Here is a 20,340-nt window from a genome sequence, read left to right as displayed (position 1 = left end):
CAGCAAGAAGCGCTCACTAAAGCATGAAAATATCATGCCCAGTGAGCGCCATCCTTCATTTATTGCGTCTGCGCACCTGTCAGATATTTCTTGAACAAAGACCTCGCGCCGTAGGCTGGCAAAATATTAAAAAACGCGAAGCCTACCTTTATCGCAATCTGAACATAGATCATGCCGAGTATCGCGCTGTTCTCCATCGTTCCGTAAAAGGCGATATAGCAGAATAGAAAACTATCGATGATCACCGCAAACAACGTACTTAAGAACACTCGCAAAAACAGAAATCTGGAATTGGTGAGTTCTTTTATCTTGCACAACAAATATGAATTTATATTCTCGGAAACCAGAAACGAAACCGAAGAGGCTACCAGGACTGCAGAGAGTTGACTGATAACATCATTGTAAGCCCCATCAAGCTTCCAACCCGGCAGCCCTGGAAGATGGGTAGTAATGGCCAGCAAGATGATAATGGCCGCATTACTGATGAAAGCAAAGAGAATCGCCTTTCGCGCGAGCCTGAGGCCGAACGTCTCATTCAGCAGGTCAACGATCAGAAACGTCAGCGGATAAAGAAAGGTCCCCGGCGTGACGACAATATCAAAATATTCCAGATAGATCGGCTTCGTGGCGGCAATACTGGTAAAGATGTAAAGCGTGAACAGCATCAGGTTCAGGATGATGTAGATCATCCAAGAACTCTCGTGACGGTCATTTATTTCGTAGGCGGTGAGCGCTCCGCCCTGGGAATAAAACTTCTTGTACAGGTTTTTCACTTCTATTTTATTTAGATTATCCATAATCTCACTATTCAACACTTCACTTAGCTTTATTTTGATTATTTTTCCGGTCGCAATGACCATAATGACGGCCAGGCTTTTTCCATTTTCAAACCCTAGCAGCTTGTACTTGCTGTTTTCCGTTTCAACGCTGCAGTCCATTAAATCGTTCCTCGATTATATCCCCGACAACACAAACACGATCAGAGCCAGCGTCAACTTCATGGGTAATAAACATTTTGCCTGTGAGTTTGTCATACACCAGCTTTTCCTTATCGCTGCTCGCCGCCCCCTTCTGCACGATCAATAAGTCGCCCGGCTCATTCATACCCCTGATCTCATTCTCCAGCAGCACGCCTATCAAGTTGAAGGATGTACCGAAGTAGTAAGTCAGTGGGTAAATCGTGGCCAGCTCACCAATTCTTTTGTCAAGACTCTGGACAACCAGGCTTTCCTTTATCACTGGCACGGCCGCTGGATTCATGTTTCCCTGCGGCGAAATGCTGCTGTCTATTATTTCTTTCTCTTCAAAGTCGATCGTCTCTATTTCCTCATAAGAAACCCCGAAGAAATCAGAAATCTTGCGGACAGTGGCGTGCTGTACATTGACCACCTTGCCCTCAAGAATGTTGTAGATGGTCGTTCTGGTCAATCCACTGGAATTGCACAGAGACAACTGCGTCTCGCCCCTGCTCTTTATCAAGTATTTGATATTGTTTTTCAGATTCTCCGATCTTTCTCTTCTGTGCATAAAATGCTTACCATCTTTTTATAAAGGCAATTGGAAACACGCCACGAGTGATCATTCAGTGGTCACAGGCAAACTATGCAGATAGTTGTACTGGTGTTAGAGCCGCGAGAGATCATAGCATTCTCCATCCTTGGTTCCGGTACAAAAAGTCATCTGAAAAACAGCGCATGGTGCAGCTTCGCAGGATCACTTCGCAATCTGTAATGACTCGTTAATTCACTTGGCCTCCCCCCGAGGCTTGGAGCGCCCAAGCTCCCGACCTGCAGTTCTACACCCACCTACCGGACAAAAAGAATCATTTTCTTTGAACAATGTTCATTTTTTTGATTAATTTTTCTGGCGTTCCCCAGTGAAAAATCTATGATGCGTCGAGCAACCCGCTCCTCCACCAACAAACGGCGGCCATGGAAACGGGTTATTCATACAGGGATAAGTTTGCGCGTACTGACGCCAAAACACGGAATCCAACTGTATAGCGCTCAGCCAACACGGACGTACGCGAACACGCGAAACCAGGGAAGGAATAGCAATCATGGCAGTCACTACCGAACCGCTTGTAAACCAGGCTGACCTACTGCAACGAGGCCTGGCGGAACTTCGAACGGAAGATGCCGAACTGGCGGCGATCCTCGACGCTGAAGTCGCACGCCAACACCAAACATTGTCACTGGTCTCTTCCTCCTGCGCAGTCAAGCCTCGTACTTTGGTGGCATCCGCGTCAGCGCTGGTCAACGTGACGGCCGAGGGCATGCCCGGCAGGCGCTATAACGCAGGGTGCGAGAACGTCGATCTGGTCGAGTCGCTGGCCATCCGCAGAGCTCGGGAGCTGTTCGGCGCCCAATACGCAAACGTCCAATCACACTCGGCATCGAACGCCACTTACCAGGTGCTTACTGCTTTGCTCGAGCCGGGCGATACCCTGCTGGGAATGGCCGTTGAACACGGCGGTGATCTCACCCACGGCAGCTCAAAAGCCTTCTCGGGCGCCTACTACAAAGCGATCCAGTACGGGACGACTTCAGAGGGTGTCATCGACTACGACAATGTGCGCAGACTGGCCCTTGCTCACCGCCCGCGCATCATCATGTGCGGCGCAACAGCCTATTCGCGGGCCGTGGATTTCGAGCGCTTTCGCGAAATTGCCGATGAAGCCGGGGCCATTCTGCTCGCTGACATTTCGCATATCGCCGGACTGGTTGCCACGGGACGGCATCCCAGCCCGATCGACGTCGCACACATCACGACGACCTGCACACACAAGCAACTGGCGGGACCTCGCGGCGGGTTGATCCTCTCGGGTCGTGACGCGAACACCAAGGTTCCCGGCTTGCGGATAACCTTCCGTCGCGCCCTCGATCAAGCGGTGTTTCCGCAAATGCAGGGAGCGCCAGCCGTCAACATGATCGCGGCCAAGGCTGCCGCGCTGGGCTACGCAATGTCTGCAGAGTTCGACGCGTGCATGGGGCGGATTCGCAGCGCGGCAGATGAACTCGCCAGTGCGTTTCAGGCCCATGATTACGAGGTAGTGGGCGGGCGCAGTGAAAACCACACCGTGCTGATTCGCTTGCGTGGCGGCATTACTGGTGCCATTGCCGAGTCGGCGCTGGAGCGCTGCGGGATCATCGTCAACAAACATCGTGTTCCCGGCGAGACCCGACCTGCCCTCATTACCAGCGGGTTGCGCATCGGCACCGGCTCGATGGCGCAACGTCACATCGACGGCAAGGGATGCCGTGAAGTCGTCGATTTGATCTGCCAGATCCTCGACAAGGTGACGCCGCTCGGCGAGCAGGAGTACACGCTGGAGCCCTCGTTACAGGAGCAATTCCGTTCTCAGGTCGAAGCGTTGTGCAAGGCCTATCCCATCGCCGATTACGTATAACGGCGAACACAAAAAACCCGGCACTTGGCCGGGTTTGTTGTTTTTGCGGTTGCCTTACTTCGCCACAGAACCCGCCGCGTGCAACGCCTGCTGCGCACCACGCTTGTTTTTGATCACGTAGCAGCCCCACATGAACACAACCCACACCGGAATCGCGTAGACCGAGATCTGGATGCCCGGGATCAGCAGCATCACACCAAGGATGAACGCTACGAACGCCAGGCAAATGTAGTTGCCATACGGATACCACAGGGCCTTGAACAGCGGCGTCTGCTTGGTCTTGTTCATGTGCTGGCGGAACTTGAAGTGCGAGAAGCTGATCATCGCCCAGTTGATCACCAGGGTCGCCACTACCAGCGACATCAGCAACTCCAGCGCGTGTTGCGGGATCAGATAGTTGAGCAGCACCGCCACCAGCGTCACCGCCGCCGAAGCGAGGATCGAACGCACTGGCACGCCGCGCTTGTCGATCTTCGCCAGACCTTTCGGCGCGTCGCCCTGCTCGGCCATGCCCAGCAACATGCGGCTGTTGCAGTAGGTGCCGCTGTTGTACACCGACAGCGCCGCAGTCAGCACGACGAAGTTGAGGATATGCGCTGCGGTGCTGCTGCCGAGCATCGAGAACACTTGTACGAACGGGCTGCCGCTATAGGAATCGCCGGACGCATTGAGGGTTTCCAGCAGGCTGTCCCACGGGGTCAGCGACAGCAGAATAACCAGGGCGCCGATGTAGAAAATCAGGATCCGGTAGATCACCTGGTTGATCGCTTTCGGGATCACGGTTTTCGGCTTGTCGGCTTCGGCTGCGGTGAAACCGAGCATTTCCAGACCGCCGAAGGAGAACATGATGATCGCCATGGCCATCACCAGACCGCTAACGCCGTTGGGGAAGAAGCCGCCGTGAGCCCAGAGGTTGCTGACCGAGGCCTGCGGGCCACCATGGCCGCTGACCAACAGGTAGCTGCCCAGCGCGATCATGCCGACGATCGCCACGACCTTGATGATCGCGAACCAGAATTCGGCTTCACCGAAGACTTTGACGTTGGCCAGGTTGATCGCATTGATCAGCACGAAGAATGCAGCGGCGGAAACCCAGGTCGGGATATCCGGCGCCCAGTAATGAATGTATTTGCCGACCGCAGTCAGCTCGGACATGCCCACCAGAATGTACAGAATCCAGCAGTTCCAGCCCGACAGAAAGCCGGCGAAGCCGCCCCAGTACTTGTGCGCAAAATGACTGAAGGAACCGGCCACCGGCTCTTCGACAATCATTTCGCCGAGCTGGCGCATGATCATGAAGGCGATGAAGCCGCAGATGGCGTAGCCGAGGATCATCGACGGGCCAGCGGATTTCAGCACCCCGGCCGAGCCGAGGAACAATCCGGTACCGATCGCGCCACCGAGGGCGATCAGTTGAATATGGCGATTTTTCAGGCCGCGTTTCAGCTCGCCTGATTGCGAGGGTTGTCCACTCATGAAAAAGGTCTCACGCAAGGTTTGATGATGTTCAGTAGACGTTGCTGCAAGGTTGCGATTTCAAGCAGCCCCGATCAAACCCCAGCGCAGGCACCAGGAGTTCAGCTTTTTTACAACGGTCATGCGTCACCTGTTTGTTTTTATCTGTGACGAAATCGAACCCGACACGCTTGTGGCGCGGCGGAGTGAACAAGGCGGGTAGCCTTGAGATTTGCGCGATTACGCAGAGGGTCACAGTTAAAACGCGGCGCATTGTACACCGCTAACCCCCTGCTGCCAGACTCCGCTGGATCAGCGTGTCGGTTGCCGGGATTGCGTGTGTCCGCCTCGAGACGCTCGAGCGGCTGCAAAAATTGAGTCAGACCTTTGCAGGTCATCGACGGGGACGAGGGGAAAACCGTCCCACGGTGAGAGGTGGAGATCAGTCACGGCGTTCATTGCGCCTCCTTCTTGTTATGCACCTGCACGACAGGCATGGGACGCATCTCACCCTTCCAGCGCAGCTGAAACAAGCGTGCCAGAGCCTTGCACAACACCCAGCTGGGCGAGCTCCGGCAGTTTTTCCTTACAGCTTCGGCGCACGTTGTCGTTCATTGGGTTTTCGCGTGGTTTTCGTAAATATTTCTTTACGAGGCGTAACGTGAAATTTCCATTTCAGAATTTCCTGTCAGACGTCTGCACATTGACGGTGGTTTGCGCTGGATGACAATCCGCTGGCTGATGGGCGTTTTGTTTCCAAGTGAGCGGAAATATTTTTGCCAGACGAAAAAAAACGCCAACCCTGAGGTTGGCGTTTTTCATTCAGTCACTGAATCCGATCACTCAGGCTTCTTGCGACCGAACCCCGGACGCTGACCAGAACCGGCCGGTGCGCCACGGCGATTGCCCGACGGCTTGTCACCGTCAACAAGCTTGATGCCCGGACGCTTCGGCGCCGGTTTGGCCGGACGCTTGTTGGTGGTGTCAGCAGGACGATCCGCTACCGGTGTACCGCGACCGGCAGGTGCACGGCCTTCGCCACGCTCGGTACGGCCGCGTGGAGCGCGCTCGCCATCCGGACGCGCGGCAGGCTTGCGACCCGGACGCTCACCTTCGATCTGCGGCTCGCGGCCTGGACGTGGGCCGGTCGGCGCGCCAGCGGCTGGACGCAGAGTGCGCACGCGCTCGGTCTTGGCCATCGGCCGCGACGATTTGCGCTGCATGCGCTCAAGCTTGTCTTTGCTCTTGGCGTTCAGTTGTGGCATCGCTACCGGCGTCAGACCGACTTCAGCACTGAGGATGTCGACTTCGTACTGGCTCATTTCGCGCCAGCGGCCCATCGGCAGGTCGGAGTTGAGGAACACCGGGCCGAAACGCACGCGCTTCAGACGGCTGACAACGAGACCTTGCGACTCCCACAGACGACGAACCTCACGGTTACGACCTTCCATGACCACGCAGTGATACCAGTGGTTGAAACCTTCGCCGCCCGGAGCCTGCTTGATGTCGGTGAACTTGGCCGGGCCGTCTTCCAGCACGACGCCAGCCTTCAGACGCTCGATCATTTCGTCATCGACTTCACCGCGTACACGCACGGCGTATTCACGGTCCATCTCGTAGGACGGGTGCATCAGGCGGTTGGCCAGTTCACCGTCGGTGGTGAACATCAACAGACCGGTGGTGTTGATGTCGAGGCGACCGATGTTGATCCAGCGTCCTTCTTTAGGACGTGGCAGCTTGTCGAACACGGTCGGACGGCCTTCCGGGTCGTCACGGGTGCAGATCTCGCCATCGGGTTTGTTGTACATGATCACGCGGCGTACCGATTCGGCAGCTTCTTCACGCTTGATCACCTTGCCATCAATGGTGATGGCGTCGTGCATGTCGACGCGCAGGCCGAGGGTGGCGTCTTTGCCATTGACCTTGATCCGGCCCTGGCTGATCCAGGCTTCTACGTCGCGGCGTGAGCCGACGCCGATACGGGCGAGGACTTTCTGCAGTTTTTCGCCTGCTGGGCCGATTTCCTGGTCGTCTTTCTGAATGATGTCGCTCATCTGGGCACCTCCCGGTGTGGTCTGTTCAGGCGGCGCCTGAAGCATTGAAAACTGTTTGCTTTGCCGAAGGGATCGACGAAGGGTCGCGAATCATACGCGGATGTGGGCCATCGCGCATCAGAGACTAGCTGATCGATCGACAGTTATTTCTTTTTCCGCCGACCGGCGCCGCCAAGCTTGATCAGGCGCAGCGCAGCTTCGGCCAGCACGATGCGCTTGTCATCCTTGTCGAGTTTCTTCCAGGCTTTGATTTCGCGCTTGCTGCGCCCGCAGCCGAGGCAAATGTCATCGGTGAATTTGCAGAGGCTGATGCAGGGGTCTTTAGTCGAGCTCATGGGGTCTCACTTGAAGATCAAAAGATCGCAGCCTTCGGCGAGCCTCAGTCCTCGAACTCGCGGCGTTCGGCTTCGATCGCTTCGGCCAGCGCGCGGGCTTCGGCTTCTTCTTCGCTCAGTTCGGGTTCTGGTGCGGACTGCTCCAGGGCAGCAACGGCAGCCAAGAGTTTTTCCCGGGCCTCGGCAACACCAAGAATGTCCTCTTCAGGTTCGGCTTCAGGCTCGGTCTCAGGTTCAATCTCAATGACTGGCTCGACAACTTCAACCTCAGGCTCGGTCGGCAGCACGTCGCCATCGGCACCATCACGCAGCAAATCGTCGAAGTCGGTCTTGATCCCCTCCTCCATGCTGTCCAGCTCCAGCAGCAAGGTGTGGAAACTGGTTTCCTCCTTCTCCTCTTCCGGCTCGGCACTGGCGTCGGCCAGTTCCTGCAAACTCTGCGGCACCGGGGCATCGTCGAAATCCAGCACCGGGTCGGCTTCCATCTCGCGCAACTCGGCCAGCGGCGGCAGGTCTTCAAGGTTCTTCAGGTTGAAGTGATCGAGAAACGCCTTGGTGGTGGCGAACATCGCCGGTTTGCCCGGCACGTCGCGGTAACCGACGATGCGGATCCACTCGCGCTCGATCAGGGTTTTGACGATGTTGCTGTTGACCGCCACACCACGAACGTCTTCGATCTCGCCTCGGGTGATCGGCTGGCGATAGGCAATCAGCGCGATGGTTTCCAGCAAGGCACGGGAATAACGCTGCGGGCGTTCTTCCCAGAGGCGGCCAACCCACGGCGAAAACTTCTCGCGAATCTGCAGGCGATAGCCGGACGAGACTTCCTTCAGCTCGAACGCGCGCCCATCACAGGACTTGGCCAACAATGCCAGGGCTTTCTTGAAGACCGGCGGTTCTGGCCGCTCGCCCTCTTCGAACAGTTCGTAGAGGCGCTCAAGGGATTGCGGTTTTCCCGAGGCCAACAGAAAGGCTTCAAGCAGGGACGCCAGCTCGCGGGGTTCAGTCAGGTTCATGTTTCGACTCGTTATTCGGCTCGGGCTCGCACGTGGATCGCGGCGAACGGCTCATTCTGCACCAGCTCGACCAAGGATTCCTTGACCAGTTCAAGGATCGCCATAAAGGTCACTACCACACCGAGGCGACCTTCTTCGGCAGTGAACAGCTCGACGAACGGCACAAAACCGCCGCCCTTGAGCCGTTCCAGCACATCGCTCATGCGCTCGCGGGTGGACAGGGCCTCGCGGCTGACCTGATGGCTTTCAAACATGTCGCCACGGCGCAGCACTTCGGCCATGCACATCAGGATTTCTTCCAGCGCCACATCGGGCAACAACTTGCGCGCCCGGGCTTCCGGGGCGTCGAGCTTGGGCACCACGACGTCGCGGCCAACCCGGCTCAAGCCATCAATGCCTTCAGCGGCCGCCTTGAAGCGTTCGTACTCCTGCAAGCGGCGGATCAGTTCGGCGCGCGGGTCGTCTTCTTCGTCTTCGACGGTTTCGGCCCGTGGCAGCAGCATGCGCGACTTGATCTCGGCCAGCATCGCGGCCATCACCAGATACTCGGCGGCCAGTTCAAGACGCACCGACTGCATCAACTCGACATAACCCATGTACTGGCGGGTGATTTCCGCCACCGGGATGTCGAGGATGTTGATGTTCTGTTTGCGGATCAGGTACAGCAGCAGGTCGAGCGGGCCTTCGAAGGCTTCAAGGAAGACCTCGAGTGCATCCGGTGGAATGTAAAGGTCCAGCGGCATTTCCATGACCGCCTGGCCATAGACCATGGCAAACGGCAGTTCCTGCTGGGCGCCGGCCTGCGGATCGACAACGGTTTCTACTGCGGACATTCAGGCCTCGACCATGAACGGGGAAGGATCGCCGCAACCGACGCGGATCACTTCCGGATCGTCGCCGGTCAGGTCGATCACGGTGGAGGCCTTGATGCCGCCAAAACCGCCGTCGATGATCAAGTCCACTTGGTGTTCGAGCAACTGGCGCATTTCGTACGGATCGCTCAGTGGATCTTCGTCGCCGGGCATGATCAGGGTCACGCTCATCAGCGGCTCGCCGAGCTCGGCCAACAGCGCCAACGCAATCGGGTGGCTCGGCACACGCAGGCCGATGGTGCGCTTCTTCGGATGCAGGAGCAGCCGTGGCACTTCACGGGTGGCATTGAGAATGAAGGTGTACGGCCCTGGCAGGTGAGCCTTGAGAATGCGGAAGGTGCCGGTGTCGATCTTGGCGTAGTTACCCAGTTGCGACAGATCGCTGCAGATCAGCGCGAAGTTGTGTTTCTCATCGAGCTGACGCAGCCGCCGCACGCGCTCAATGGCCGTCTTGTCGCCAATCTGGCAACCAATGGCGTAGGAAGAGTCCGTGGGATAAATCACCACCCCGCCCTTGCGGATGATCTCGACTGCCTGTTTGATCAGGCGCGCTTGCGGGTTTTCCGGATGAATCTGGAAAAATTGACTCACATTCTCTACCTGTTCAGACGGCGGCAATAACTGTGTCATGTTTGAACCGACACCACAGGGGTGGAAGGTCCTCGGGAACCGGCCGGTATTGGCCGATCTCGGACCAGCCTCCAGGGCCATGAAAATCACTGCCGGCGCTGACCAGCAGACCGAACTCACGGGCAAGGATTGCCAGGCTGCCCACCTGTTCCGCAGGCTGATGGCCATTGACCACTTCGATCGCATGCCCGCCCGCTTGAATATAGTCGGCAATCAGCTTTCGGCGCTTGCTGCGGGTGAAATCGTAGTGCCATGGATGCGCCAGACTGACCCAGGCCCCGGCGGCGCGCAGAGTACCGACAGTGTCTTCCAGAGTCGGCCAGTGCAGTTTGACGTCGCCCAGCTTGCCGGCGCCAAGCCATTTGCGGAATGCCTCGGCGCGATCCTTTACATAACCTTCACGCACCATCCAGTCGGCGAAATGCGGACGGGCCGGCGCGTTGCCGCTGTCACCCAGTGCTTGCTGGATCTGTCGTGCGCCGTCGAGGGCGCCGGGCATGCCCTTGAGGGCGAGCTTGCGGCTTATTTCTTCCGACCGCAGCCAGCGGCCATCGTGCAACTTGGCGATGGCCTCGACCAGCGGCGCGGCATTGACGTCGAAACCGTAGCCCAGCACATGGATGGTCGCGCCGCCCCAGGTGCAGGAGAGTTCGACGCCATTGACCAGTTGCATCCCCAACTCAGTCGCGGCCATGCGCGCTTCGGCGAGGCCTTCGAGGGTGTCATGGTCGGTCAATGCCAAGACTCGCACGCCGTTCTCGAACGCACGCGCAACCAGAACCGCAGGCGCCAGGGCGCCATCGGAGGCCGTGCTGTGGCAGTGCAAATCAACATTCACGGGGAGTTGTAACCTCAAATCAGCCGGCGCTATCGCGCGCCCATATGTTTGTTATTATGCCGCCACATCCAGCTTCTGGCTCTCACTGTGAAACAATTCATCGATTTCATCCCGCTTCTGCTGTTTTTCATCGTTTACAAACTTGATCCACGGGTCGTCGACATTGCGGGCCATGAAGTCACTGTAGGCGGTATTTACAGCGCCACTGCGATGCTGATCATCAGCTCTCTGGCGGTGTACGGCGCGCTTTTCATCAAACAGCGCAAGCTGGAAAAGAGCCAATGGCTGACCCTGATCGCCTGCCTCGTGTTCGGCAGCCTGACCCTGGCCTTCCACAGCGAGACGTTCCTGAAATGGAAAGCCCCGGTGGTCAACTGGTTGTTCGCTGTCGCCTTCATCGGCAGCCACTTCATCGGTGACCGCCTGCTGATCAAGCGCATCATGGGCCATGCACTGACCCTGCCGGACCCAGTCTGGACGCGCCTGAACATCGCCTGGATCGCCTTTTTCCTGTTCTGCGGGGCCGCCAACCTGTTCGTCGCCTTCACCTTCCAGAGCATCTGGGTGGACTTCAAGGTGTTCGGCAGCCTGGGCATGACCGTGCTGTTCCTGGTGGCTCAGGGCATTTATTTGTCCCGTCACCTGCACGACACCGATACCACAACACCAAAAACCGAGGACTGACATGCTCTACGCAATCATTGCCACCGACGTTGCCAACTCGCTCGAAGCTCGCCTGGCCGCGCGCCCTGCGCACCTGGAACGCCTGCAAGTGCTCAAGGGCGAAGGCCGCATCGTATTGGCCGGCCCGCACCCGGCCGTCGACAGCAATGATCCGGGTGCAGCGGGTTTCACCGGCAGCCTGATCGTCGCCGAATTCGATTCCCTTAGCGCCGCGCAAGCCTGGGCCGATGCCGATCCGTACATCGCTGCAGGGGTCTACGCCACTGTGATCGTGAAGCCGTTCAAGCAAGTCCTGCCGTAACTTTCCCCCGCAAATCCTCCACGCGATGAACCTTGTCGGTTGATCGCGTTCTCAATCGCTCATTATTCTTGTTTGCCTGCCGACAACCTGCCCAATATCCATTTGGAAACAGGTGTCGCGATGCGCAAGGGTCCGTTGTGTCTGATGTTGGTCACGTTGTCGATCATGGCGCCCGCCCATGGTGAGGAAGCCACCGAAGGCGGCAGCTCTACGCCATTGTCATTGAGTGCCGGCAGCCAGATCACCGAGTTGCAACAGCGTCTCAAGGCCAGCGAGCAGCAGCGCGAAGAATTGAACAAACAACTGCAAAATGCCGACAACACCCGCGAGAGCGCCCAGCTCGCCCGGTTGCGCCAAGAGAACCAGCGCCTCAAGCTGCAACTCAAGGAAGCCCAGGCCAGCACGCTGCCGCGCCTGCTGACCGATCAGCAGCAGTGGTTCGTCACCGGCGCCGGGGTAGCGCTATTGGCGCTGCTCTGCGGTATCTTTGCCAGTGGTGCAAGCCGAAAACGTCGGCAATGGCTAAATTGAGTGAGTCATGAGCGAGCTGTTACTTATTGATGATGACGTGGAGCTGTGTGAGCTCCTGAGCAGTTGGTTGAGCCAGGAAGGCTTCCAGGTGCGCGCCTGCCACGACGGTCAGAGCGCCCGCAAGGCCTTGGCCGAAACCGCTCCGGCGGCAGTGGTGCTGGACGTGATGCTGCCCGATGGCAGTGGTCTGGAACTGCTCAAGCAATTGCGTAACGATCACGCCGATCTGCCGGTGCTGATGCTCTCCGCCCGTGGCGAGCCGCTGGACCGCATTCTCGGCCTGGAACTGGGCGCCGACGATTACCTGGCCAAACCCTGTGACCCGCGTGAACTGACCGCCCGCTTGCGCGCCGTGTTGCGCCGCAGCCATCCGGCCGCCGTGTCGACACAGTTGGAACTGGGTGACCTGAGTTTCAGCCCGGTGCGCGGCGTGGTCAGCATCGACGAGAAAGAACTGACCCTTACCGTTTCCGAAAGCCGCTTGCTCGAAGCGTTGCTCAAACAGCCCGGCGAGCCGCTGGACAAACAGGAACTGGCGCAACTTGCCCTCGGCCGCAAGTTGACCCTGTACGACCGCAGCCTCGACATGCACGTCAGCAACCTGCGCAAAAAGATCGGCCCACACCCCGACGGCCGCCCGCGGATCGTGGCTCTGCGCAGCCGCGGTTACTACTACAGCCTCTGACGCTGTGTCATTTTTGTCAGGTCAGCGCCGTATCGTCTTTACCCAAGCTTTACGTAGCGCTGACCGCCGCTGACCTTGATCTCCGTAATCTGAACTCATCCGGAACGTACCGGGAACGAGACAAGGAGATACACCATGCGCAAGACTCTTATCGCTCTGATGTTCGCTGCCGCTCTGCCAACCGTCGCCATGGCCATGCCGCAAGACGGTGGCCCGATGGGTGGCCCGCTCGAAGGCCCACGCCACGGCGGTCAGATGCACGGCATGCACGGCAAAGGCCCGTACAGCCAACTCGACCTGTCCCGCGAACAACGCGAGCAGATCCGCAAGATCATGGGCGAGCAGATGCACGAGCGTAAGCAAGTGGTCGACAAGTACCTGGAAAAACTCTCGCCAGCCGACCAGAAAGCCATGAAGGACGAAATGGCGGCCAACCACAAAAAAGCCGAGTCCGATGTCCGCGCCGTGTTGAAACCGGATCAACAGAAGAAATTCGACGAGATCCAGAAGAAACAGGCCGAACGTCGCGCAGAATGGGCCGAGTTCAAGGCCTGGAAAGCGCAACAGCCGCAAAAGGCGCAATAATGTTCTGACTACAGGCCCAACGGCTTAAACCGTTGGGCCTGCTTACATTCGACCCTGTAGGAGCTGCCGCAGGCTGCGATCTTTTAGCTGTGGGACGCAGAGCGTCCCCGGCTGCGTTCCCACGCAGAGCGTGGGAACGATCAGATCGCAGCCTGCGGCAGCTCCTACAGGGGTTTTGTGTCTGATTGAGGATTTTCTGTGCGTTCATTGTTCTGGCGTATTCTCGCGAGCTTCTGGCTGGCTATCGCTCTGGTGGCAGGGCTCTCCATTCTGCTGGGGCACATGCTCAATCAGGACGCGTGGATCCTCAGTCGTCACCCCGGCCTCAACACTCTGGCCGCCGAGTGGACGCAGACCTACGAAGCCCAAGGCGAAGAAGCCGCCCAGAACATCCTCGAGCAACGCAAACGCCAGTACCACATCGACGTTCAGGTCCTCAACGAGACCGGCGACCCAGTGGTGCGCGGCACCTTTCCCCGCCGCGCGGCAGCCTTCGAAGCCCGCCAGAACAACGATGACCGCCGCCTGCCATGGCGGCGTCTGACCGATGAATTCACCAGTGATAAAACCGGCGACACCTACCTGTTCATCTACCGCATCCCGCACCCGGAACTCGACGCCTGGCACCGCGAAAGCCTGCTCTGGCCGTTAAGTGCGCTGGGTATCGCGCTGGTGGTGCTAACCCTGTTCAGCCTGCTGGTGACGTTCTCCATCACCCGCCCGCTCAGCCGCTTGCGCGGCGCGGTGCATGATCTGGGGCAAACGACTTATCAGCAAAATAGCCTGGCGAAACTGGCCAACCGCCGCGATGAATTCGGCGTGCTGGCAACCGACTTCAACCGCATGGGCGCGCGCCTGCAAAGTCTGATCGGCAGTCAGCGTCAATTACTGCGAGACGTGTCTCACGAACTGCGTTCACCGCTGGCACGCCTGCGCATTGCCTTGGCGCTGGCCGAACGGGCAAACCCTGAAGAACGGGAAAAGCTCTGGCCCCGCCTGACCCGCGAATGCGACCGGCTCGAAGCGTTGATCAGTGAAATTCTGGTGTTGGCGCGGGTCGATGCCGACAACGCCAGCGCTGAAGACGTGGACTTGAACGCACTGCTCAGCCTTCTGCAAAAGGACGCGCAACTCGGCTCGCCAGAGCAGACCGTGCACCTGGACGTCGAGCCGCAACTGAATTTCAAGGGTTGGCCGACCATGATCGAGCGCGCTGTCGATAACCTGCTGCGCAATGCCCAGCGTTTCAATCCGGAGGGCCAGCCGATTGAAATGAAGGCCTCACGTCAGGGCGAACGCATCGTGGTGAGCGTGCGTGACCATGGGCCGGGGGTGCAGGCCGAGCATTTGAACCAGTTAGGCGAGCCGTTCTATCGGGCGCCGGGGCAGACTGCCGCCGGGCATGGTCTGGGATTGGCGATTGCCAAGCGTGCGGCGGAGCGCCATGGCGGGAGTCTGGTGTTGGCGAATCATTCTGAGGGCGGGTTTATTGCCAGTCTGGAGTTGCCGTTGGTGCCGGGTGCTGTAGTGCAGCCCTAAGAGCCACCCTCACCCCAGCCCTCTCCCGGAGGGAGAGGGGGCCGACCGAAGGGTCTTGCGTCATACATCGACCTGAAAAACCGTGTCGATTATGGTTACACCAAGCGCTAAACCGAGTCGATTCCGGATTCACCAAAAATCGCTCAGGTCGGCGTATCTCTGGAGTATCCCCCAATCAGTCCCCTCTCCCCCCGGGAGAGGGTTAGGGTGAGGGGCTTTTGATCTTCAGGCTTTACCCGGCCAAGCGCTGACAAACTCCGCCAGATCAACCTTCTCGGCCACACGCGGTTCTTTCTGCGGCGTGCCGAGGTACAGGAAGGCAATCACTTCTTCACCTTCCGCCAGCCCCAGGCCTTTGGCCACATGCGCCGAATAAGCCAGATCACCGGTACGCCAAACAGCACCAATCCCCTGCGCATACGCTGCCAGCAAAATCCCGTGCGCCGCACAGCCCGCCGCCAGCAATTGCTCAGCCTTCGGGTACTTGACGTGTTCCTGCAACTTCGCGATCACCACAACTACCAACGGCGCCCGCAGTGGGCCGTTGCGGGCTTTGTCGATCATTGCTTCAGTGACTTCGCCTTCCTGCTTCTGCGCAGCCTCGGCCAGCAACTCGCCCATCTGCTCACGCGCCGCACCTTCGACAGTCAGGAAGCGATACGGCTGCAAATGCCCGTGATCCGGTGCACGCAGCGCCGCGCCAAACAAGGCTTCGCGCTGCTCGGCAGTCGGGGCCGGTTCGACCAGTCGGGGAACGGAAACACGGTTGAGCAAAGCGTCGAGAGCCTGCATCGGCCACCTCCTGAGAAAAATGTGCGGCTATTCTAGCTGTATCTGTCAAAGGGATGCCGGTTTACATGCCCTGCCCCACAGGTAGAATGGCGCCCTTCCCACATCAGCCCGAGCGGACTTCATGGCGTTGCCGACCTTACGGATCATTGGTTTCATCATCGGCATCTTCCTGATCACCCTGGCGATTGCCATGGTCGTGCCCATGGCCACCCTGGTGATTTTCGATCGCACGGGCGATCTGCCGTCGTTCCTCTGGGCAAGCATGATCACCTTCGTCGCCGGCCTCGCGCTGGTGATTCCCGGTCGCCCGGAACACATTCATCTGCGCCCGCGCGACATGTACCTGCTGACCGTCAGCAGTTGGCTGGTGGTATGTATCTTCGCGGCGCTGCCGTTTCTGCTGACCCAGCACATCAGCTACACCGACTCGTTTTTCGAAAGCATGTCCGGCATCACCGCCACCGGTTCGACCGTGCTCACGGGTCTGGATAACATGTCCCCCGGCATCTTGATGTGGCGCTCGTTGCTGCACTGGATCGGCGGCATCGGCTTTATCGGCATGGCGGTGGCGATTCTGCCGCTGTTGCGCATCGGTGGCATGCGCCTGTTCCAGACCGAATCGTCGGATCGCTCGGAAAAAGTCATGCCGCGCTCGCACATGGTGGCGCGGCTGATCGTGGCGGCTTACGTCGGCATCACCATCCTCGGCAGCCTGGCGTTCTGGTGGGCCGGGATGAGCCTGTTCGACGCGATCAATCATGCGATGTCGGCGATTTCCACCGGCGGGTTCTCGACCTCCGACCAGTCGCTGGCCAAGTGGACGCAACCGGCGGTGCACTGGGTGGCGGTGGTGGTCATGATTCTCGGCAGCTTGCCGTTTACCCTCTACGTAGCCACGTTGCGGGGCAACCGCAAGGCGCTGATCAAGGATCAACAGGTGCAGGGTTTGCTCGGCATGTTGCTGGTGACCTGGCTGGTGCTCGGCACATGGTATTGGTGGACGACCAATCTGCATTGGCTCGAAGCTTTGCGCCATGTGGCGCTGAACGTGACGTCGGTGCTGACCACCACCGGTTTTGCCCTCGGTGACTACAGCCTGTGGGGCAACTTCTCGCTGATGCTGTTTTTCTATCTGGGTTTTGTGGGTGGCTGCTCGGGCTCGACTGCCGGCGGGATCAAGATCTTCCGTTTCCAGGTCGCCTACATCCTCCTCAAGGCCAACCTTAACCAGTTGATCCACCCGCGCGCGGTGATCAAGCAGAAGTACAACGGTCACCGCCTCGACGAAGAGATCGTGCGCTCGATTCTGACCTTCTCGTTCTTCTTCGCCATCACCATCTGCGTGATCGCCCTGCTGCTGTCACTGTTGGGCGTGGACTGGATGACCGCGCTGACCGGCGCCGCCAGTACCGTATCCGGCGTAGGCCCGGGGTTGGGCGAAACCATTGGCCCGGCGGGCAACTTCGCGACGCTGCCGGATGCTGCCAAGTGGATCCTGTCGTTCGGCATGCTGCTCGGCCGACTGGAGATCATCACGGTGTTTGTGCTGTGTATTCCGGCCTTTTGGCGTCACTGATCGCATTCGGCGCCTGTAACAACCGCGCCCGGTAATCGCCGGGCGTGGTGTCGAACCAACGCCGGAACGCGCGAAAGAAATTGCTCGGATCGGCAAAACCCAACAGATAGGCGATTTCCAGCAGGGTCATGCTCGGTTGCGCCAGGTACTGCTCGGCCAGTTCGCGGCGGGTGTCATCGAGCAATTGCTGAAAACTCGTGCCCTCCTCCTGCAACCGGCGCTGCAGCGTGCGCTGCGACAAGTGCAAGGTCTGCGCGACGGTATCGCGCTTGGGCTCACCCTGCGGCAGCAAACGGCAGAGCACCTGGCGGGCCTTGTGGGTCACGCGACTTTCGGAAAACCGCGCCAGGTATTCCCCGGCAAACCGGTCATGCAGCAGCGCCATCGCCTCGTTGGCGGTGGGCAGCGGCGCCTCCATGTCGGCGCGCTCGAAAATCAACGCGTCGTAAGGTGCGTTAAACGTCAGCGGTGCGTGGAAAGCCTGTTTGTAAGGTTGCAGATTTTGCGGTTCATCGCCCTGCACCAGCACTTTGACCGGGTGCAGCGTGCGCCCGCTCAGCCAGCCACACAGGGCCAACGCACACGCCAGCGAGGCTTCAGCGCTTTGCCGGGTCGGCGGCAGGTGGTCGCCATGCACCGTCAGAATCAGCGCATAACCTTCTTCCAGCAGGCGAAAACTCAGGTCGGCACTCTCGGCAATGATCCGCTGATAGCGCACCAGTCGCTGAAAGCCTTCGGCCAACGTGTTGCTGGACATCAGCGCATAACCGGCGACATGAAACGACGCCGGTCGCACCACTTTGCCCATGTTCAGGCCGATCGCCGGGTTGCCGGACAGCTCGACCGCCCGTTGCCAGAGTCGGGTCATGGAATCTTGCGGGAAGCGCGCATCCGGATCATCCAGGGCGGCGTAATCGAGCCCCAACTGCTTGAACAGAACCCGGCAATCCAGGCCGTCCATCTCCAATGCTTTGACAATCCCCATCGCCCAGCTTGCAGAAGTCGTTCGTTCGCTCATGGTGTTTTTCTTTTACATGAGGGGCCGCGTGCTACGGCCTGATTTGCGAAGGATACTAAAGTGGCGCCGATAGTCACTGGCCCACGCCAATGATCACTCTAGACTCAAATAAGCTACCCGCAGAACAACTCGTCGCCAGAACAACAACCACAGAGAACGCGGTCGTGGAAAACATCAAGCATTTCAACAGCTTCGCTGAGTTTTACCCGTATTACCTCAGCGAACACAGCAATAGCACCTGTCGTCGCCTGCATTTCATCGGCACGACACTGGTGATTTTTATTCTCGCGCTGACCATCGCCAAGGGTGCCTGGCTGCTGTTGCTGGCCTTGCCGCTGGCCGGTTACAGCTTCGCCTGGGTCGGGCATTTCTTCTTTGAAAAGAATCGACCGGCGACTTTTCAGCATCCGCTGTACAGCTTGCTCGGCGATTTCGCCATGTACCGCGACATGATTCTGGGTCGCGTGGCCTTCTGAAAACCGACATTGAGGATGGCCAATGAACGCCAATGCCCGCTTCACCCACATGAAGGACGGTACGCAGGAAGACTGGGCGATCATCGCCGCAGACTTCAGTGCCTACGCCAAACAGCTGCCATCACGGATCATGACCCACCTGAAATTGCTTGAAGGTGATTTCGGCGGTTTCCCCGTGGATCGCCTGACCCACTCGCTGCAAACCGCGACCCGCGCGTATCGTGACGGGCGTGACGAGGAATACGTGGTGTGCGCATTGTTGCATGACATCGGCGACACCCTCGGTTCTTACAACCATCCGGACATTGCCGCGGCGATTCTCAAGCCGTTCGTCAGTGCCGAAAACCTTTGGATGGTGGAAAAGCACGGGATCTTCCAGGGCTATTACTTCTTCCATCACCTGGGCATGGATCGGCACCTGCGCGAGCAGTTCAAGGAGCACCCGCAGTTTCAGGCGACCGCCGAATTCTGCGCAAAATACGACGCGGCGGCGTTCGATCCGGCGTATGACACCCTGCCGCTGAGCTTTTTCGAGCCGATGATGCAGCGGTTGTTTGCCCAGCCGAAGCACTCGATTTACAAGGCGGCGATGGAAGAACACGCCTGAAGATCAAAAGCTCGCAGCCTTCGGCAGCGCCTGCATGAGGCCATGTGCAGGAGCTGCCGAAGGCTGCGAGCTTTTGCTTTTAAGCGATCTCGGCCAGTTTGGCAGTCTTGAGTTCAGCCTCACGCGCCTGCGCATCCGCCAACCGATAAAGCTCGATCGTGCCGTCCCAGTGTTCGATCAACGCCGTACACGACTCCACCCAATCGCCACAATTGAGGTAATCCACCTCGCCGACCTTACGGATCTCGGCATGGTGAATGTGCCCGCACACCACGCCATGCAATTCACGCTTCACACACTCATGGGCGATCGCTTCTTCAAAATCGCTGATGAAGCTCACGGCGGTCTTCACTTTGTGTTTGAGATAGGCCGAAAGGGACCAGTAACCGTAGCCATACCGCGCGCGCCAATGGTTGAGCCAGCGATTGAGCGTCAGCGTAAATTCGTAGGCCGAGTCGCCGAGAAACGCCAGCCAGCGGTGGTATCGAGTGATCACATCAAACTGGTCACCGTGAATCACCAGCAGATGCCGGCCATCCGCCGTGACATGCACCGCCTCATCGACCAACTGAATGTTGCCCAGAATCAGCTTCGAATAACGACGCAGGAATTCATCGTGGTTGCCGGTGACGTAGATAACCTCGGTGCCGCGCTTGCTCATGGTCAGCAAGCGGCGGATCACATTGGTATGCGCCTGAGGCCAGTACATGCCGCCACGCAGTTTCCAGCCGTCGATGATGTCGCCGACCAGATAGATCTTGTCGGCGTGATAGCCCTTGAGAAATTGCGACAAGTGTTCGGCCTGGCAATCCCGAGTGCCCAGATGCACGTCGGAGATCCACAAGGTGCGCACCCGTTGTTTGCGGCTGGGTTTGGCGAGCTCGGCGCTGGTCATGGGCAACCCTCTGCGATGTTTTCGCCACAGTGCGCCCGTCCG

Annotated in this window: 22 protein-coding genes; 10 read left to right on the top strand and 12 right to left on the bottom strand. The window is 58.6% G+C overall.

Annotation, left to right across the window (positions count from 1 at the left end):
• Positions 1-59: 59 nt before the first annotated feature.
• Both ACA069_RS08250 and ACA069_RS08245 read right to left on the bottom strand, forming a co-directional pair.
• Positions 60-938 (bottom strand): queuosine precursor transporter, encoded by an 879-nt coding sequence (locus ACA069_RS08250; protein ID WP_489878491.1) that lies wholly within the window; start codon positions 936-938, stop codon positions 60-62.
• Positions 922-1,527: a helix-turn-helix transcriptional regulator gene (locus ACA069_RS08245; RefSeq protein ID WP_489878490.1), complete on the bottom strand. Its 606-nt coding sequence runs from the start codon at positions 1,525-1,527 to the stop codon at positions 922-924. The genes ACA069_RS08250 and ACA069_RS08245 overlap by 17 nt, the downstream gene beginning before the upstream one ends.
• A gap of 532 nt (positions 1,528-2,059) precedes the next feature.
• On the opposite strand from ACA069_RS08245, the gene glyA reads away from it, so the two are divergent.
• Entirely contained in the window at positions 2,060-3,409 is a 1,350-nt protein-coding gene (gene glyA / locus ACA069_RS08240) for a serine hydroxymethyltransferase (RefSeq protein ID WP_497617041.1), read from the top strand.
• A gap of 54 nt (positions 3,410-3,463) precedes the next feature.
• Here the strand turns inward: glyA and ACA069_RS08235 are convergent, their stop codons facing one another.
• The 7 genes from ACA069_RS08235 to ACA069_RS08205 all read right to left on the bottom strand — a co-directional run bounded on the left by ACA069_RS08235 (position 3,464) and on the right by ACA069_RS08205 (position 10,609).
• Positions 3,464-4,885: an amino acid permease gene (locus tag ACA069_RS08235; RefSeq protein ID WP_497617039.1), complete on the bottom strand. Its 1,422-nt coding sequence runs from the start codon at positions 4,883-4,885 to the stop codon at positions 3,464-3,466.
• Between the two features lie 818 nt (positions 4,886-5,703).
• On the bottom strand, positions 5,704-6,918 hold the full coding sequence (gene rluB / locus ACA069_RS08230) for a 23S rRNA pseudouridine(2605) synthase RluB (RefSeq protein ID WP_489878487.1): 1,215 nt from the start codon (positions 6,916-6,918) through the stop codon (positions 5,704-5,706).
• A gap of 143 nt (positions 6,919-7,061) precedes the next feature.
• Positions 7,062-7,253 (bottom strand): DUF1289 domain-containing protein, encoded by a 192-nt coding sequence (locus ACA069_RS08225; RefSeq protein ID WP_187677335.1) that lies wholly within the window; start codon positions 7,251-7,253, stop codon positions 7,062-7,064.
• A 44-nt stretch (positions 7,254-7,297) separates the two neighbouring features.
• On the bottom strand, positions 7,298-8,269 hold the full coding sequence (scpB, locus tag ACA069_RS08220; RefSeq protein ID WP_497617037.1) for an SMC-Scp complex subunit ScpB: 972 nt from the start codon (positions 8,267-8,269) through the stop codon (positions 7,298-7,300).
• Positions 8,270-8,280: 11 nt separating this feature from the next.
• On the bottom strand, positions 8,281-9,102 hold the full coding sequence (locus tag ACA069_RS08215) for a segregation and condensation protein A (RefSeq protein ID WP_103305317.1): 822 nt from the start codon (positions 9,100-9,102) through the stop codon (positions 8,281-8,283).
• Positions 9,103-9,732: an L-threonylcarbamoyladenylate synthase gene (locus ACA069_RS08210; protein WP_401268964.1), complete on the bottom strand. Its 630-nt coding sequence runs from the start codon at positions 9,730-9,732 to the stop codon at positions 9,103-9,105.
• 13 nt (positions 9,733-9,745) lie between these two features.
• A complete protein-coding gene (locus tag ACA069_RS08205) occupies positions 9,746-10,609 on the bottom strand; it encodes a PHP domain-containing protein (protein WP_187677332.1) in 864 nt (287 codons plus the stop codon).
• Between the two features lie 87 nt (positions 10,610-10,696).
• Here ACA069_RS08205 and ACA069_RS08200 point away from each other — a divergent pair, with 87 nt between their 5' ends.
• The 6 genes from ACA069_RS08200 to ACA069_RS08175 all read left to right on the top strand — a co-directional run bounded on the left by ACA069_RS08200 (position 10,697) and on the right by ACA069_RS08175 (position 14,934).
• Positions 10,697-11,293: a septation protein A gene (locus tag ACA069_RS08200; protein ID WP_187677331.1), complete on the top strand. Its 597-nt coding sequence runs from the start codon at positions 10,697-10,699 to the stop codon at positions 11,291-11,293.
• A 1-nt stretch (position 11,294) separates the two neighbouring features.
• Positions 11,295-11,594: a YciI family protein gene (locus tag ACA069_RS08195; RefSeq protein ID WP_187677330.1), complete on the top strand. Its 300-nt coding sequence runs from the start codon at positions 11,295-11,297 to the stop codon at positions 11,592-11,594.
• A gap of 120 nt (positions 11,595-11,714) precedes the next feature.
• A complete protein-coding gene (locus ACA069_RS08190; RefSeq protein WP_187677329.1) occupies positions 11,715-12,125 on the top strand; it encodes an SH3 domain-containing protein in 411 nt (136 codons plus the stop codon).
• A gap of 7 nt (positions 12,126-12,132) precedes the next feature.
• Positions 12,133-12,810, top strand: a complete 678-nt coding sequence (locus ACA069_RS08185; RefSeq protein ID WP_187677328.1) for a response regulator transcription factor — start codon at positions 12,133-12,135, stop codon at positions 12,808-12,810.
• Positions 12,811-12,945: 135 nt separating this feature from the next.
• Positions 12,946-13,395: a Spy/CpxP family protein refolding chaperone gene (locus ACA069_RS08180; RefSeq protein WP_497617034.1), complete on the top strand. Its 450-nt coding sequence runs from the start codon at positions 12,946-12,948 to the stop codon at positions 13,393-13,395.
• A 198-nt stretch (positions 13,396-13,593) separates the two neighbouring features.
• Positions 13,594-14,934, top strand: coding sequence for a sensor histidine kinase (locus ACA069_RS08175; protein ID WP_497617032.1), 1,341 nt, complete (start codon positions 13,594-13,596; stop codon positions 14,932-14,934).
• 225 nt (positions 14,935-15,159) lie between these two features.
• Here ACA069_RS08175 and ACA069_RS08170 read toward each other — a convergent pair whose 3' ends face one another.
• Positions 15,160-15,726, bottom strand: coding sequence for a nitroreductase family protein (locus ACA069_RS08170; RefSeq protein WP_187677325.1), 567 nt, complete (start codon positions 15,724-15,726; stop codon positions 15,160-15,162).
• A gap of 121 nt (positions 15,727-15,847) precedes the next feature.
• Here ACA069_RS08170 and ACA069_RS08165 point away from each other — a divergent pair, with 121 nt between their 5' ends.
• A complete protein-coding gene (locus ACA069_RS08165; protein ID WP_187677324.1) occupies positions 15,848-17,302 on the top strand; it encodes a TrkH family potassium uptake protein in 1,455 nt (484 codons plus the stop codon).
• Here ACA069_RS08165 and ACA069_RS08160 read toward each other — a convergent pair.
• On the bottom strand, positions 17,259-18,320 hold the full coding sequence (locus ACA069_RS08160) for an AraC family transcriptional regulator (RefSeq protein WP_401268954.1): 1,062 nt from the start codon (positions 18,318-18,320) through the stop codon (positions 17,259-17,261). The two genes, ACA069_RS08165 and ACA069_RS08160, sit on opposite strands and share 44 nt — an antisense overlap.
• Before the next feature lie 164 nt (positions 18,321-18,484).
• Here ACA069_RS08160 and ACA069_RS08155 point away from each other — a divergent pair, with 164 nt between their 5' ends.
• Both ACA069_RS08155 and ACA069_RS08150 read left to right on the top strand, forming a co-directional pair.
• A complete protein-coding gene (locus ACA069_RS08155) occupies positions 18,485-18,796 on the top strand; it encodes an Mpo1-like protein (protein ID WP_187677323.1) in 312 nt (103 codons plus the stop codon).
• A 22-nt stretch (positions 18,797-18,818) separates the two neighbouring features.
• Positions 18,819-19,403, top strand: a complete 585-nt coding sequence (locus ACA069_RS08150) for an HD domain-containing protein (RefSeq protein ID WP_187677322.1) — start codon at positions 18,819-18,821, stop codon at positions 19,401-19,403.
• Between the two features lie 79 nt (positions 19,404-19,482).
• Here the strand turns inward: ACA069_RS08150 and ACA069_RS08145 are convergent, their stop codons facing one another.
• Positions 19,483-20,298 (bottom strand): UDP-2,3-diacylglucosamine diphosphatase, encoded by an 816-nt coding sequence (locus tag ACA069_RS08145; protein WP_497617030.1) that lies wholly within the window; start codon positions 20,296-20,298, stop codon positions 19,483-19,485.
• Positions 20,299-20,340 lie beyond the last annotated feature (42 nt).

This window comes from Pseudomonas sp. LBUM1652, from assembly GCF_059716105.1.
This window is presented reverse-complemented; position numbering and strand designations above follow the sequence as displayed.

Excerpts from the sequence above, each read along its gene's own strand:
- ACA069_RS08250 (WP_489878491.1), bottom strand. The coding sequence starts at position 938 with ATGGACTGCAGCGTTGAAACGGAAAACAGCAAGTACAAGCTGCTAGGG.
- ACA069_RS08245 (WP_489878490.1), bottom strand. The coding sequence starts at position 1,527 with ATGCACAGAAGAGAAAGATCGGAGAATCTGAAAAACAATATCAAATAC.
- glyA (WP_497617041.1), top strand. The coding sequence starts at position 2,060 with ATGGCAGTCACTACCGAACCGCTTGTAAACCAGGCTGACCTACTGCAA.
- ACA069_RS08235 (WP_497617039.1), bottom strand. The coding sequence starts at position 4,885 with ATGAGTGGACAACCCTCGCAATCAGGCGAGCTGAAACGCGGCCTGAAA.
- rluB (WP_489878487.1), bottom strand. The coding sequence starts at position 6,918 with ATGAGCGACATCATTCAGAAAGACGACCAGGAAATCGGCCCAGCAGGC.
- ACA069_RS08225 (WP_187677335.1), bottom strand. The coding sequence starts at position 7,253 with ATGAGCTCGACTAAAGACCCCTGCATCAGCCTCTGCAAATTCACCGAT.
- scpB (WP_497617037.1), bottom strand. The coding sequence starts at position 8,269 with ATGAACCTGACTGAACCCCGCGAGCTGGCGTCCCTGCTTGAAGCCTTT.
- ACA069_RS08215 (WP_103305317.1), bottom strand. The coding sequence starts at position 9,102 with ATGTCCGCAGTAGAAACCGTTGTCGATCCGCAGGCCGGCGCCCAGCAG.
- ACA069_RS08195 (WP_187677330.1), top strand. The coding sequence starts at position 11,295 with ATGCTCTACGCAATCATTGCCACCGACGTTGCCAACTCGCTCGAAGCT.
- ACA069_RS08190 (WP_187677329.1), top strand. The coding sequence starts at position 11,715 with ATGCGCAAGGGTCCGTTGTGTCTGATGTTGGTCACGTTGTCGATCATG.
- ACA069_RS08185 (WP_187677328.1), top strand. The coding sequence starts at position 12,133 with ATGAGCGAGCTGTTACTTATTGATGATGACGTGGAGCTGTGTGAGCTC.
- ACA069_RS08180 (WP_497617034.1), top strand. The coding sequence starts at position 12,946 with ATGCGCAAGACTCTTATCGCTCTGATGTTCGCTGCCGCTCTGCCAACC.
- ACA069_RS08170 (WP_187677325.1), bottom strand. The coding sequence starts at position 15,726 with ATGCAGGCTCTCGACGCTTTGCTCAACCGTGTTTCCGTTCCCCGACTG.
- ACA069_RS08165 (WP_187677324.1), top strand. The coding sequence starts at position 15,848 with ATGGCGTTGCCGACCTTACGGATCATTGGTTTCATCATCGGCATCTTC.
- ACA069_RS08160 (WP_401268954.1), bottom strand. The coding sequence starts at position 18,320 with ATGAGCGAACGAACGACTTCTGCAAGCTGGGCGATGGGGATTGTCAAA.
- ACA069_RS08150 (WP_187677322.1), top strand. The coding sequence starts at position 18,819 with ATGAACGCCAATGCCCGCTTCACCCACATGAAGGACGGTACGCAGGAA.
- ACA069_RS08145 (WP_497617030.1), bottom strand. The coding sequence starts at position 20,298 with ATGACCAGCGCCGAGCTCGCCAAACCCAGCCGCAAACAACGGGTGCGC.